The organism is Luteimonas flava, from assembly GCF_036584485.1.
Lineage (GTDB): Bacteria > Pseudomonadota > Gammaproteobacteria > Xanthomonadales > Xanthomonadaceae > Luteimonas > Luteimonas flava.
This window is the reverse complement of the sequence record NZ_JAZHBM010000003.1, coordinates 100,838-114,589: the sequence shown is the minus strand read 5'-3', so window position 1 is coordinate 114,589 and position 13,752 is coordinate 100,838. Positions and strand designations below refer to the sequence as shown.

Genomic DNA, 13,752 nt, shown 5'->3' with positions numbered 1-13,752 from the left:
GCACGCCCCGCCTCACGCGGCATCCTCGACGCCGCGCTGCGCGGTCATGAAAGCGCGCACGAAAGGCTCGGCCGGCGCATCGAGCAGGGTCCGCGGCGCCCCCTGCTGGACGATGCGCCCGTCGCGCAGCAGCACGATGGTGTCGGCGAACCACGCGGCCTCGGCGACATCGTGGGTCACCAGCACGACGGTCTTGCCGAGACGCGCGAACAGCGCGCGCATCTCGGCCTGCAGGTCGAAGCGGACGATGGGATCGAGCGCGCCCAGCGGCTCGTCGAGCAGCAGCACGTCGGGATCGAGCATCAGCGCGCGGATCAGGCCCACGCGCTGCCGCTGACCGCCCGAAAGCTCCGCCGGATAGCGTCGCAAGGCATTGTCCGGCAGACGGCACAGGGCGGCGAGCTCGCTTGCACGCGCGGTAATGCGCGCGGGCGACCAGCCCAGCGTGCGCGGCAGCAGACCGACGTTGCCGATCGCATCGAGATGCGGAAACAGCCCGCCTTCTTGGATCACGTAGCCGATGCGTCGCCGGTGCGCGAGCAGCGCGTCTCGGCGCAACGGCGCGCCCTCGAACCGCACCTGCCCGGCATCCGGCCATTCGAGACCGATCAGCAGCCGCAGCACCGTCGACTTGCCGGCCCCGCTCGGCCCGATCAGCGCCGTCGTCGCGCCGGGCGCGATGCGCAGATCGATGCCGTCGAGACCGACGGTCGCGCCGAAGCGGCGCTGCACCTGGTGGAGTTCGAACATGGGCCGACAGTAGCGCAGCTCAGGACGGCGACGTGTCGTGATCGGGCGGCTGTTCGTGGCCGCCGCCCGGACATACGATGCAGGCTTCTCATTGCAAGGACGCAACGATGCAGGACATCCGCCCGGAACCGAATCTCTACGCGCCGCCGGCCAGCGAGATCCGCGCCGAATCACCGACAGACGCGCTGCGGGCGCACACGTTCTACGTCGTGTCCATCCCGAAGTTCTGCGTGCTCTACGTCGCGACCTTCGGGGTCTACGGGCTGTACTGGTTCTACATGCATTGGCAGCGCTATCGACGCGGACAGGGCCAGCACGAGTCGATCTGGCCGGTGCCACGCGCGTTCTTTTCGATCTTCTTCACCCACGCACTCGTCGCGCGCATCGAGACCGTGCTCGGACCGGGCCGTCGTGACGTCCGCTGGTCGCCCGGACTGCTCGCTACAACCTATGTGGTCTTCGAGATCGCCAGCAACATCCTCGGTCGCCTCGACGGCCGTGGCATCGGATCGCCGATGACGGGGATCCTGGCGATCGCGGCCATCGCACCGATCACGCTCGCGCTGCTGCAGATCCAGAGTGCCGCCAACCACGCCTGTGGCGATCCCGATGGCAGCAGCAACCGTCGCGTCACCTGGGCCAATCTGTGCTGGATCGCATTGGGCGTGATGTTCTGGGCGCTGGTGGTGATGGGTCTCTTCATGCCCGCATGAAGCGTCGGGGACCTGCGTGCTACCGTCGCCCTCCCGCACCGGAGCCGCCCATGTCCCGTCCCCTTCTGACCGTCGCCTGCGCGTTGTGGCTGGTCGCCTGTGGCGGTCGCGACAGCGACGCGGCGGTGCAGGCGCAGACCGCGCCGGGTGCGCCGATGCCGCCTGCGGCGGTAGTCGTCAACGAGACGCCGGCCGGGCAGCGGATCGAGGCCGATGTGCGCGTGCTGGCCGACGATGCGATGGCCGGGCGCGAGACCGGCACCCCGGGCTTCGACAGTGCCGCCGAACACGTTGCGCTTCGCTTCGCCGAGAGCGGTCTGCAGCCGGCCGGCGACGACGGCAGCTGGTTCCAGCGCGTGCCGCTGGTGCGCGCGGTGGCGGATCCGGCCGCGGCGACGCTGTCGGTGTCGCGCAATGGCCGCACGATCGCGCTGCGGCCGAACGACCAGTTCCTGCCGATGCCGGATTTCAACGCCGTCGAGGGTGAGGTCACCGCGCCGGCGGTGTTCGTCGGACAGGCGATCCACGCGCCGGAACTCGGCCACGACGACTTCTCCGGGGTCGAGCTGCAGGGCCGGATCGCCGTCGTGTTCGGCGGCGCGCCGCGCGGTTTCGAGCCGAATCCGCAGGCGCACTACGCCAGCCTGCGCACCAAGACCGACGCGGTGGTCGCGCGCGGCGCGGTCGGTCTGGTGCTGGTCAACACCGTCGATGACGAAGCCGGCATGCCGTGGGCGCGCAGCGTCGCGCAGGCGGAACGGCCGGCGATGCGCCTGCGGGATGCCGACGATCGTCCGGTCGATGCGCCTGCGCAGTTGCGTGCGAGCGCGCGCGTCGCCGCGACTGCCGCGGACCTGGTCTTCGCCGACGGCCCGCGCTCGGCTGCGCAACTGTTCGAGGCCGCACGCGCCGGCACGCTGAAGCCTTTCGCGTTGCCCGGCACGCTGACGCTGCGCACGCGCAGCCGCATCGACACGCTCGAATCGCGCAACGTGCTCGGCGTGCTCCCGGGCCGCGACGCGGCACGCGCCGGCGAGTCGCTCGTCCACACCGCGCACCTCGACCACATCGGTACCGGCACGCCGGTCGACGGCGACGCGATCTACAACGGCGCGCTCGACAATGCGCTGGGCGTGGCGATCCTGATCGAGGCCGCGCGCACGCTGGCCGAAAGCGACACCGCGCCGGCGCGCAGTACGGTCTTCGCTGCGTTGACCGCGGAGGAGCAGGGCCTGCTCGGCGCCGAATGGCTGGCGCGGCATCCGCCGGCCAAGGCCGGCAGGCTGGTCGCCAACCTCAATATCGACATGCCGATCCTGACCGCGCCCACGCGCGACATCGTCGCGATCGGCAGCGAACATTCCACGCTGTCGGCTGCGGTGACGCAGGCCGCCGGCGAAGTCGGCGTCGAGGTGTCGCCCGATCCGTTCCCGGAAGAAGTCGCGTTCGTGCGCAGCGACCAGTACGCCTTCGTGCGCGCGGGCATTCCCGCGCTGTATCTCGATGCCGGCGTCGCGCCGGCCAACGACGACCAGAAGCCGAAGATCGCGGCGACCTGGTTCCTGCGCAACTGCTACCACCAGCCCTGCGACCAGGTGGATCTGCCGATCCAGTACGGCGATGCCGCGCGGATGGCGCAGGTCGTGGTCGCATTGACGCGTATCGTCGGCGATGCCGATGCACCGCCGCGCTGGAACGACGGCGACTTCTTCGGCACACGTTTCGGCAGCCGTCCCGCGCGCTGATCAGCGGTCGCAGGTCCGCAAGCACACGCGCGGTGCTTCAGCCGCCGACAGGCGAGACGCCGGTATCCTCGGCGGCACTCCAGAACCGGCGTCCCTCGCATGCGTTTCCGCACCCCGTTCCGCCAGGCGCGTACCGCGCTCCTCGTCGCCGGCCTGTGCGTGCTCGCGGCCTGTGGTCGTGACGACGTGCGTCCGACGCCGCCGGTCGCGGTGCAGCCGACGACACCCGCAGCGGTCGCACCGCGGCCGCAGCCGGTGCGTATCGGCCTGGCGCTCGGCGGCGGCGCAGCGAAGGGCTTCGCGCATATCGGCGTGATCAAGATGCTGGAGGCCAACGGCATCAAGGCCGATGTCGTGGCAGGCACCAGCGCCGGCAGCGTGGTCGGCGCGCTGTACGCCAGCGGTATGGATCCGTTCCAGATGCAGGAGCGCGCGGTTGCGCTCGACGAGTCGAGCATCCGCGATGTGCGCCTGTTCTCCGGCGGCCTGGTGCAGGGCGTCGCGCTGCAGAACTACGTCAACCAGGAAGTCGGCAACCGCACGCTGGACCGCATGCGCATTCCCTTCGCCGCCGTCGCGACGCGACTGGAAACCGGCGACCGCATCGTATTCGTGCGCGGCAATACCGGCCAGGCGGTGCGCGCGTCGAGCAGCGTGCCGGGCGTGTTCGAACCGGTGAAGATCGGCGACCGGCATTACGTCGACGGCGGCGTCGTCAGTCCGGTGCCGGTCGATGCCGCGAAGCAGCTCGGCGCCGACCTGGTGATCGCGGTCGACATCTCCAGCAAGGCCAGCGGCACGATGCCCGGCAGCATGCTCGGCATCGTCAACCAGTCGATCGCGATCATGGGCCAGAACCTCGGCCGCCAGGAGCTCGCGCGCGCCGACGTGGTGATCCGTCCGCAGGTCAACGACATCGGCCCGGCGAGTTTCGAGCAGCGCAACGCGGCGATCCTGCAGGGCGAACGCGCCGCGCTGGCCGCGATGCCGCAGATCCGCGCGAAGATCGCCGAACTCGAGCGCGCCCGCGTCGCTGCACGCACGCCGGTCAAGCCGGTGGAACCGGAACCGGTCGACATCGACTGCGGCGACAGCTGGGTGCGCCGCCTCAATCCGTTCGCGAAGGAACGGGCCTGCTGAGCGGGTGTTGGTTGGTGGTTGGTGACTATGCGTTCCGCGTTTGCGCTCGTTTTTCGCGCGACGAAGTGCAACCGATGACGCGCGAGGAGCCCCCCTCCCTCTGGGAGAGGGGTTGGGGTGAGGGCTGAGGCTTGTGGGGTAGCTCGCTGCTGCAATGTTGCCGGCGTTCTGCCGAAACGTGCCTGGTGACGATTGGTGGCGCTTGGATGCGTCAGGATCGAAGTTGCCGTTGCGGTGGCACAGCGATTTCCTGATCGCGTTGCAGCAATCAAGCAGTTTCGGAAGCGGACATTCCCGCGAGGGGCCTGGCCTCACCCCACCATTTGCTTCGCAAATGGTCCTCCCGCGCTCTGCGCCCCTGCCCTCGCGAGCCGCGAGGGCGTTCGCCGTCACGCGAGCCCGTGGCTCGCAGGCGTGACGCCTCACCCTAAGCGGGAGAGGGACGTCGGTGTCATCCGCTGCGCGGATGACGCTTTTCAGTTGGGCATCTCATCGCGGATGCGCAGGAAGCGTGCGAAGCGCGGCAGGCCCGTCGACGTCAGGCCGTTGTAGCGATACGTGACCCAGCTGCCGAGCGGCGGTGGATCGGCGCGTTGCGCATCGGTGAAGCCGGTGCCGATACGGAACTGGCGGCCGTCGTGATGTTCGACGACGAGCGCGCCGAGCATGCCCGTGTACTTGCCCTTGCCGGGCGCATGCGCGAGCACGCGCGCTTCGGCATCGTCGTGCGGCTTGAGTTTGAGCAGCGCGTTGCTGCGTCCGACGCCGTAGCGCGCATCGGCGTGGTGCAGCATCAGACCTTCGCCACCGGCTGCAACGACCTGCGCCAGACGCGCATCGAGTGCGGCGCGCGATGCGACGCGGTCCTGTTCGACCATGCGCAGCTGCGGATGCGCGGTCCGCGCGATGAGCGTCCGCATCGTGGCGACACGTTCGGCGAACGGTCCCGGATGCGCGGGCAGGTCGAACACCATGAAGCGCACCGCCTCCCACGCCGCAGGGTCGGGCCGCGTGCTGCGTGCGATGCCGCTGACGACATCGAACCGGTTGCGCGCGATCCACAGTTCGCCGTCCATCGGTGTCGCCGGCCAGCCCTGCACGAAGCCCGCCGGCGTCGCGATGCGATGTCCGCCGCGCGTCCACAGCGCCTGGCCGTCCCATCGGGCGCGCACACCATCGAGTTTCTCGCTGACGAAGTACGCAGGCACGTCGATCGGCGTGGTGCCGAGATCGCGCGCGAGCATCAGCGCAGGCGGCGAGGGCGTGACGGCCTGCAGCGCGGTGGAGACCGCACACAGCAGCAGAATCAATGCGAGCGAAAGGTTTCGAAGTGCATGGCGGAGCGGCATCGGCGGACTCCGGTGGATTCGGGCAGCCAGCGTGCGATGCGGGTGCGAGTCGTTGGGATCGCCTCAGGAAGTGAAACGTCGTCGGCGGGGCCCGCAGTCCGATGTGGGATTCCGGGCACGAGATGCCATGACTGCGTTCGCAGGATGGGTCGAGCGCAGCGAAACCCATCGTCTGTGTTCGACGGATGTAATGCGTCGAAGCGCTTCGTCGCCTGACGCGTTTTTTCCGCAAAGGGGCCGCCCTCACCCCACCATCGGCATCCGCCGATGGTTCCCTCGTTCCCGTTGAAGGGAGAGGGGCCAACGTGTCTCCGCCGTAGGCGGAAGACGCGCTTAGAAGGGCAACGCCAGACCGGGATCGATCGCCAGCAGCTGCTGGCGGAAGGTCTGCTGGATGCGCACGAGCGCATCGCGGGTGTCGGCGTCGAAGCGCAGCACCAGCACCGGCGTGGTATTCGACGCACGCACCAGCCCCCAGCCGTCGGGCCAGTCGGCGCGCACGCCGTCGATCGTCGACAGGCGCGCGCCGTCGAATGCGGATTCGGCCTGCACGCGGGCGACGAAGCTGTGCGGATCGTCGTTGGGCGCGGGCACCTTGATCTCGGGCGTCGAGATGCCGTTGGGCAGCGCCTTGAGCACTGCCGACGGGTCGTCGTCGAGCGCGAGGATTTCGAGCAGGCGCGCGGCGGCATAGATGCCGTCGTCGAAGCCGTACCAGCGCTCGGCGAAGAAGAAGTGGCCGCTCATCTCGCCGGCCAGTTCGGCGCCGGTCTCGCGCATCTTGGCCTTGATCAGCGAGTGACCGGTCTTCCACATCAGCGGACTGCCGCCGTGGCGCAGCACGTGGCCGGGCAGGCGGCCGGTGCACTTCACGTCGAAGACGATCATCGCGCCCGGGTTGCGTTCCAGCACGTCGGCGGCGAAGAGCATCAGCAAGCGGTCGGCGAAGATGTTCTCGCCGTCCTTCGTGATTACGCCGAGGCGGTCGCCGTCGCCGTCGAATGCGATGCCGAGGTCCGCGTCAAAACGCTGCACCGTGCGCACCAGGTCTTCGAGGTTCTGCGGCTCGCTCGGATCGGGATGATGGTTCGGGAACGTGCCGTCAATGTCGCAGTACAGCGGCACGACCTCGGCGCCGATCGCTTCCAGCACGCGCGGGCCGAGTTCGCCGGCCACGCCGTTGCCGGCATCGATGACGATCTTCAGCGGACGCGCGATCTGGATGTCGTCGGCGATGCGCCGCACGTAGTCCTCGCTGATGTCGCGCTCGGACACCGCGCCCGGCTGCGGCGCCGTGTGCAGGCGGTCGTCGGCGACGCGCGTATGCAGATCGGTGATCGCATCGCCCGACAGTGTCTCGCCACCGACGACGATCTTGAAGCCGTTGTAGTCCGGCGGGTTGTGGCTGCCGGTCACCGAGATGCAGCAGCCGGTGCGCAGGTGATACGCGCCGAAGTAGACCAGCGGCGTCGGCGCCATGCCGATGTCGATGACGTTGCGCCCGGCCTTGCGCAGACCGGCGATCAGGCCGGCGACGAGATCGGGGCCCGACAGGCGGCCATCGCGGCCCACGACGATGTCGGCCAGATCCTGTTCGCGCATCAGCGAACCGACGGCCTGGCCGATCAGTTCGGCGACGCCCGCATCGAGCGTCGTGCCGACCACGCCGCGGATGTCGTAGGCGCGGAAGATCGACGGATCCAGCACCACCGAAGACGGCGTCGCCTTCTTCTTCGTTGCTTCGGTGCGCACCGGCACAGGCGGCGGCGCGATGCCGTCCTCGCCTTCGACACCGTCTGCCGGCGTGCGCAGTGCCTCGGCGAACGTCGGCGTGGTGTCTTCGGCCCTGGCGACCGACGTGGCGCCGCGCGGCAGTCGGTACACCACCACCGCGAGCAGCAGGAACACGCCCGCACCGGCGAGCAGCGGGATCGCACCCAGACCCAGTAACGGCGGGTCGACACGCGGCACGGCGGCGGCGATGCGCAGCGGCGTGCCGGGGATCGGCTGGGCCATGCGCGCCGCGACATTGGACAGGCCTTCGTCGCCGCGCGAGAGCAGCGTGTGGTTGCCCTGACGCAGCGCGAGATAGGTCGCGCCGTCCAGCGGCGCGGCTTCGAGACCGGCCGTCGCGAGCGCCATCGGCAGCTGCACCAGGGCGACGCCGGCCAGACGCGTGTCCACACGCGCGGGCGCGGCGATCAGCACGCGCGGCGCGCCGTCGATCTGGGCGATTGCGAGCACGGCGCGGTCCTCGACCAGCGCCGCTTCGAGCGCGGACAGACGACCGAAGCCGCCATCGTCCAGACCCGCGTAGGCATCCTTGAGATCGGCCGGCACGATCGTGGCGGCTTCGAGCTGCGGCCAGTCGGCGGCGAGCGCGGTGCCGGCTGCGGCGAGATCGCCCGTCGCCAGCGCGCGCTGCACGGCGGCATCGGCGATGCGCGCGTCGATGCGCTTGAGTTCCGCGCCCAGCGACTGCTGCGTCGCGCCGACCGCGGCATCGCGTCCCTGTTCGGCGGCGGTGGTGCGCTGTTCGCCGCGCAGCTGCTGCCAGCCGTTCCAGGCGAACCACAGCGCCAGCACGGCCAGCAGCACGGCCAGCAATGGTGCGGCCTGGCGCAGCTGCGCCAGTACTGCAGCCGCCTGTCGCGGTTCCTTCTCGCTCATCTGCATTCCCCGTCAGCGCACGCCGGAATGGCCGAACCCCCCGGCCCCGCGCGTGGTCTCGGCGAAAGTATCCACCACATTCAGGGTCGCCCGCACGACCGGAAGCATGACCAGCTGCGCAATCCGGTCGCCCGGCTCGATCGTGAAGGCGTCCTTGCCGCGGTTCCAGATGCTGATCATCAGCGGGCCCTGGTAATCGGCGTCGATCAGACCGGTACCGTTGCCGAGCACGATGCCGTGCTTGTGGCCCAGGCCCGATCGCGGCAACACCACGGCACACAGGCCGGAATCGCCGATATGGATCGACAGGCCCGACGGCAGCAGGGACACATCGCCGGGCAGCAGGGTCAGCGGTTCGTCGAGCGCGGCGCGCAGATCCAGACCGGCGCTGCCGTCGGTGGCGTAGGCCGGCAGCGGCCACTGCTGGCCGAAGCGCGCGTCGAGCACGCGGACATCGAGAATGTGGTGCGTGGCGGCAGTACTCATCGCGGATCCTGTGTGAGGCGGGCGGCGACCAGCGCGACCAGACGGTCGGCGATTTCGGCTTTGGAAGCGGGGCCCAGCTGCACGTGGCCCGCGACGTCGTGCACCAGCAGCGTGTTGTCGTCGCCTTCGAACCCGCTGCCGGCGATGCCGACGCGATTGGCGGCGATCAGATCGACGCGCTTGGCGGCGAGCTTGCCGCGCGCGTTGACGTCGACATCGTCGGTTTCGGCGGCGAAGCCGACGACCAGCTGCGGGCGCGGGTCGGCGACGGCGACGTCGGCGAGGATGTCGCGGGTGCGCACCAGATGCAGATCGAGGCCGTCCTCACCCGGGCGCTTCTTGATCTTCGACGGGGCGACCTGCGCCGGGGTGAAGTCCGCGACCGCGGCCGCGCCGATGTAGAGATCGGCCGGCAGCGCATCGAACACGGCGGCATGCATCTGCGCGGCCGAGCGCACGTCGATGCGCTGCACGCCTTCGGGCGTCGGCAGGTGCACGGGGCCAGCGACGAGCACCACGTCGGCGCCGGCACGCTGCGCGGCGGCGGCAATCGCGAAGCCCATCTTGCCGCTGCTGCGGTTGCCGAGGAAGCGGACCGGATCGAGGTCTTCGAACGTCGGGCCGGCGGTGACCAGCACGCGGCATCCGGTGAGCAACGTGCTCATACCGGCAGCGCGGCCACGATCGCCTGCGGCTCGGCGAGACGGCCGGGGCCGGATTCGCCCTCGGCCAGCGGACCGTCCTCGGGGCCGATCACCTGCGCGCCGCGCTCGCGCAACAGCGCGATGTTCGCCTGCGTCGCCGGATGCAGCCACATGCGGTGGTTCATCGCCGGGCACACGGTCAGCGGCGCCGTGGTCGCCAGGCACAGTGTCGTCACGAGGTTGTCGGCGAAGCCGTGCGCGAGCTTGGCGAGCGTGTTCGCCGTCGCCGGTGCCACGACTACACGCGTTGCCCAGCGCGCGAGCTCGATGTGGCCCATCGCGGCTTCCGCGCCCGGATCCCACAACGTGGTGCGCACGGCATTGTGCGAGACGGCCTGGAAGGTCGTCGCGGACACGAAATGCTGCGCGCTCTCGGTCATCGCCACGCGGACCTCGGCGCCGGCGTCACGCAGGCGGCGGACCAGGTCCGCGGCCTTGTACGCGGCGATACCGCCACACACGCACAGCAGGATGCGCTGCCCGTGCAGCGGGGTCGATGCGGCGCCCATCGTCGGCGTTGTCCTACCGGAAAACCGGCCGACAGCTTACCCGAAGCGATGTCCGCAGCCGCTGCCGGGCCTGCGCCGCGCGCGCTGCAATGAAGGCCTCGCCGGTCCGGGCGCGGCGCGCATCCTTCCCCTGGGACGCGACGCCCCGCACCGGCGTTCCGTCTGGAGACCGCATGCACATCCGCGAATGGCCGGCCGGCGAACGGCCGCGCGAGAAACTGCTGGGACAGGGCGCGGCCGCACTGTCGGATGCCGAACTGCTGGCGATTTTCCTCGGCTCGGGCCTGCGCGGGCAGGACGCGGTCGCGACTGCGCGACAACTGCTCGCCGCGCACGGACCGTTGCGCGCGCTGATCGAACGCGGCGCCGCCGGACTCGCGGCGCTCCCCGGCCTCGGCCCCGCACGCGCCTGCGCACTGACGGCGGCGCTGGAACTCGGCAACCGCGTGCTCGCCGCCGATCTCGCACGCGGCGAGGCGATGACCGACCCCACCGCCGCCGGCCGCTATTTCTCGCAGCGTCTGCGCGGCTTCGCCCACGAGGTCTTCGCCGTGCTGTTCCTCGACAGCAGGCACCGCGCGCTGGCCTTCGAGGAACTGTTCCGCGGCACGATCGACGGCGCCGAAGTGCATCCGCGCGAGGTCGTGCGTCGCGCACTGGCGCACAACGCCGCGGCGGTGATCGTGGGCCACAACCATCCCAGCGGCAGCCGCGAACCCAGCGCCGCCGATCGCGCGGTGACGGCGCAACTCAAGCAGGCGCTGTCGCTGGTCGACGTGCGGCTGCTCGATCACTTCGTCGTCGGCGATGGCGCGGCGGTCTCGCTGGCGGCGCGGGGTTGGGTGTGAGCGCCGACCGCGCGCATCGAACGGCACACGCGACGCCGCGTGCGGCGGTTCCGCGTGCACACCGGTTGGCGCGCCGCTGGCGCGGCCGCACACTGGCGCGATGCCGACACTCGACATCACGCCCGCTGCGCCCTGCCCCTGCGGCCGCCCGCGCACCTACGCCGATTGCTGCAAGCCGCTGCACGACGGTGCCGCGGCGCCTGACGCCGAGGCCCTGATGCGTTCGCGCTACGTCGCCTACGTGCAGCGTGACGCGGATTACCTGCGCGCGAGCTGGCACGCCTCCACGCGTCCGGACGATCTCGGCTTCGACGATCCGCAGCCGGTCTGGCTCGGCCTCGACGTCAAGGCGCACGACGTGATCGATGCCGACCATGCCGAAGTCGCGTTCGTCGCGAAGTACCGCATCGGTGGCGGCAGCGTGGTGCGCATGCGCGAGCGCAGCCGCTTCGTGCGCGAGGACGGGCGCTGGTTCTATGTCGATGGCGACCTCGGCTGAGCGCACCGTGAAACCGGCGCCGGCCCGGGGATGCGCCCGCCACACCGGCTCGTGCACAGTGGTCGCCCCGCCCGCGCAGGCCGCCCGCATGTTCCGTCTTCCGACGCCTCGTCTTCCGACCCCCGCGCGCCTCGCGCTGTCCGGCCTGCTGCTGTGTGCAGGCGGCGCCGCCGCGCAGACACCCGCCACGCCGGCGCCGGCTGTGGCACCGGCTTACGACGCGGCCGCGTTCGCGCGCTGCATCGCCGGCATCCGCGGCGACGCGGCCAAGGCCGGCATTCCGCAGGCGTCATTCGATGCGCTCGCCGACGTGACGCCGGACATGACGGTGCTGCCGTTGCTCGATTCGCAGCCCGAATTCACCACGCCGCTGTGGGATTACCTCGCTGGTCTCGTCGATGACGAACGCGTGGCAGATGGCCGCGCGCGGCTGGTCGAGCATCGCGCGCTGCTCGATCGCGTGGCCGCGCAGTACGGCGTCGACGCCGAGACCGTGGTCGCGATCTGGGGCGTGGAGAGCGATTACGGCAGCATCTCCGGCAAGCGGCCGCTGCGCGTGTCGCTGGCGACACTGGCCTGCAACGGCCGCCGCCAGCCGTTCTTCCGCAGCGAGTTCGTCGCCCTGCTCAAGCTGATGCACGACGGCGATCTGCGCAACCGCGACACCACCGGCTCCTGGGCCGGCGCGTTCGGGCACACGCAGTTCATGCCGAGCACCTACGCGCGCATCGCGGTCGATTTCGACGGCGACGGCCGCCGCGATCTGGTCGACAGCATTCCCGATGCGCTGGCGTCGACGGCGAACTACCTCAAGCGTTCGCGCGCCGGCTGGAAGACCGGGCAGCCCTGGGGTTACGAGATAAAGCTGCCGGCCGGGTTCGACACCGCGCAGGCCGGCCGCACGAGCCGCCGCAGCGTCGCCGACTGGACCGCGCGCGGCATCACCCGCGTCGACGGCGGCGCACTGCCGGCCGGCAATACGCAAGCGGCGATTCTCGTGCCCTCCGGCGCCAAGGGCCCGGCCTTCATCGTCTTCAGCAACTACGACGCGATCTTTTCCTACAACGCCGCCGAGAGCTATGCGCTGGCGATCGCCACGCTGGCCGACCGCCTGCGTAGTGGCGGCGGGTTGCAGACGCCGTGGCCGACCGACGATCCGGGCCTGTCACGCGCGCAGCGCCGCGAACTGCAGAGGCTGCTGCTCGCGCGTGGTCATGCGATCGGCGAGGTCGACGGCATGATCGGCACCGCGACGCGACGCGCGATCCAGACCGAACAGCGGCGCATCGGCCTGACGCCCGACGACGGCCGCGCCGGCGTGCGGATTCTCGATGCGCTGAAAGCGGGCCGCTGATTCCGCGTGTGCCGGCAGGCTTCACAGGATGGGTCGAGCGCAGCGAAACCCATCGTTGCCACGCGGGCACACCGACAGCGACGATCGAAACCGCAGAATCGAGTGGGCAGCGGGTCAACGGGAAGCTGCGCTCTACCCATCCCACGTGCGGACTCGACCGTATTTGCGAGGCTTCGCACGATCTGCGATCGTCGAATCTCCATCGCATCGAGACACGTCATGCGCATTCCGGTCATCGCCGGCGCGGTCCTGCTGCTCGCGGGCTGCGGCTCCTACGAGTACCGCGACAACAGCGCGGCGGCCGACGCAAATCCGCTGTGCATGAGCCGGCCGAGCCAGCCCGGCGAACCGGTATCGCGCGATTGCGAGCGCGATGCCAGCGGTCGCTGGAGCAGCGAGCGTGATGGCCAGCCGGTGGACTTCAAGCGCACGCGCGACGACCGCTGATCGATCTCCTTCGCGGATGCATGGCCCGCAACGCAGAACGCCCGGCGCGAGCCGGGCGTTCGGGTTGTCGCAGCGGACGAACCGGATCAGCCGCAGCGGAAGCCGGTGATCTTGCCGCTCGCGTCGAGATCGATGTTCAGCCGGTCGGGGCGGAAATCCATCGTCGCCATGCCGGTCGGGCCCAGCGCGCGATGCGACTTGGCGCCGGAATCCTGCACCGCCTTGGCGTAGACCGTTTCGCTGCCCTGGGTACCGATCAGGCTCTGCACCGCTTCGGTATCGCAGGGCGTCTCGCCCGGCACTTCGGTCGGCGGCGCCGCGGCCTCGGGCGTGTCGCCGATCTCGGCCTGCGCGGTTTCGGTTTCGATCGCGCTGCCGGCGCCGGTGTCGGCATCGGCCGCGGTCGCGGCGGGCTGTTCTTCTTCGAAGCCTTCTTCAGGCGCGGGCGTGCAGGCCGACAGGGCCAGCAGCGGAACGAGGGCAGCGGCCAGCAGAGCCGGCGGCGCAACGCGGAAACGACGGATCATCGAGTGCTCCT

At 70.3% G+C, this 13,752-nt stretch carries 12 protein-coding genes and 1 pseudogene; 7 read left to right on the top strand and 6 right to left on the bottom strand.

Annotated elements, in window-relative coordinates; genetic code table 11:
• Positions 1–12: 12 nt before the first annotated feature.
• Positions 13–750, bottom strand: coding sequence for an ATP-binding cassette domain-containing protein (locus tag V3391_RS12975; RefSeq protein WP_332078853.1), 738 nt, complete (start codon positions 748–750; stop codon positions 13–15).
• Between the two features lie 107 nt (positions 751–857).
• Between V3391_RS12975 and V3391_RS12970 the strand changes: the two genes are divergently transcribed.
• From V3391_RS12970 to V3391_RS12960, 3 genes are all read left to right on the top strand, one after another.
• Entirely contained in the window at positions 858–1,463 is a 606-nt protein-coding gene (locus V3391_RS12970; protein WP_332078852.1) for a hypothetical protein, read from the top strand.
• Positions 1,464–1,513: 50 nt separating this feature from the next.
• A complete protein-coding gene (locus V3391_RS12965) occupies positions 1,514–3,208 on the top strand; it encodes a M28 family metallopeptidase (RefSeq protein WP_332078851.1) in 1,695 nt (564 codons plus the stop codon).
• A gap of 99 nt (positions 3,209–3,307) precedes the next feature.
• Positions 3,308–4,348: a patatin-like phospholipase family protein gene (locus V3391_RS12960; RefSeq protein ID WP_332078850.1), complete on the top strand. Its 1,041-nt coding sequence runs from the start codon at positions 3,308–3,310 to the stop codon at positions 4,346–4,348.
• 476 nt (positions 4,349–4,824) lie between these two features.
• Here V3391_RS12960 and V3391_RS12955 read toward each other — a convergent pair whose 3' ends face one another.
• The 4 genes and pseudogenes from V3391_RS12955 to coaBC form a co-directional block, all read right to left on the bottom strand.
• On the bottom strand, positions 4,825–5,697 hold the full coding sequence (locus tag V3391_RS12955) for a DNA ligase (RefSeq protein ID WP_332078849.1): 873 nt from the start codon (positions 5,695–5,697) through the stop codon (positions 4,825–4,827).
• A 333-nt stretch (positions 5,698–6,030) separates the two neighbouring features.
• Positions 6,031–8,367: a phosphomannomutase/phosphoglucomutase gene (locus tag V3391_RS12950; RefSeq protein WP_332078847.1), complete on the bottom strand. Its 2,337-nt coding sequence runs from the start codon at positions 8,365–8,367 to the stop codon at positions 6,031–6,033.
• A 12-nt stretch (positions 8,368–8,379) separates the two neighbouring features.
• Entirely contained in the window at positions 8,380–8,853 is a 474-nt protein-coding gene (dut, locus tag V3391_RS12945; RefSeq protein ID WP_332078845.1) for a dUTP diphosphatase, read from the bottom strand.
• Positions 8,850–10,066: pseudogene (coaBC, locus tag V3391_RS12940) on the bottom strand (bifunctional phosphopantothenoylcysteine decarboxylase/phosphopantothenate--cysteine ligase CoaBC). Before coaBC ends, dut begins: the two are co-directional and overlap by 4 nt.
• Before the next feature lie 173 nt (positions 10,067–10,239).
• Here coaBC and radC point away from each other — a divergent pair.
• The 4 genes from radC to V3391_RS12920 all read left to right on the top strand — a co-directional run bounded on the left by radC (position 10,240) and on the right by V3391_RS12920 (position 13,214).
• Positions 10,240–10,914 (top strand): RadC family protein, encoded by a 675-nt coding sequence (radC, locus tag V3391_RS12935; protein ID WP_332078844.1) that lies wholly within the window; start codon positions 10,240–10,242, stop codon positions 10,912–10,914.
• Positions 10,915–11,014: 100 nt separating this feature from the next.
• Positions 11,015–11,413, top strand: coding sequence for a YchJ family protein (locus tag V3391_RS12930; protein WP_332078843.1), 399 nt, complete (start codon positions 11,015–11,017; stop codon positions 11,411–11,413).
• 88 nt (positions 11,414–11,501) lie between these two features.
• Complete coding sequence (locus tag V3391_RS12925; protein ID WP_332078841.1) at positions 11,502–12,767, top strand: lytic murein transglycosylase; 1,266 nt, start codon at positions 11,502–11,504, stop codon at positions 12,765–12,767.
• A 219-nt stretch (positions 12,768–12,986) separates the two neighbouring features.
• A complete protein-coding gene (locus V3391_RS12920; protein ID WP_332078840.1) occupies positions 12,987–13,214 on the top strand; it encodes a hypothetical protein in 228 nt (75 codons plus the stop codon).
• Positions 13,215–13,300: 86 nt separating this feature from the next.
• Here the strand turns inward: V3391_RS12920 and V3391_RS12915 are convergent, their stop codons facing one another.
• A complete protein-coding gene (locus V3391_RS12915; protein WP_332078839.1) occupies positions 13,301–13,741 on the bottom strand; it encodes an I78 family peptidase inhibitor in 441 nt (146 codons plus the stop codon).
• Between the last annotated feature and the right edge of the window lie 11 nt (positions 13,742–13,752).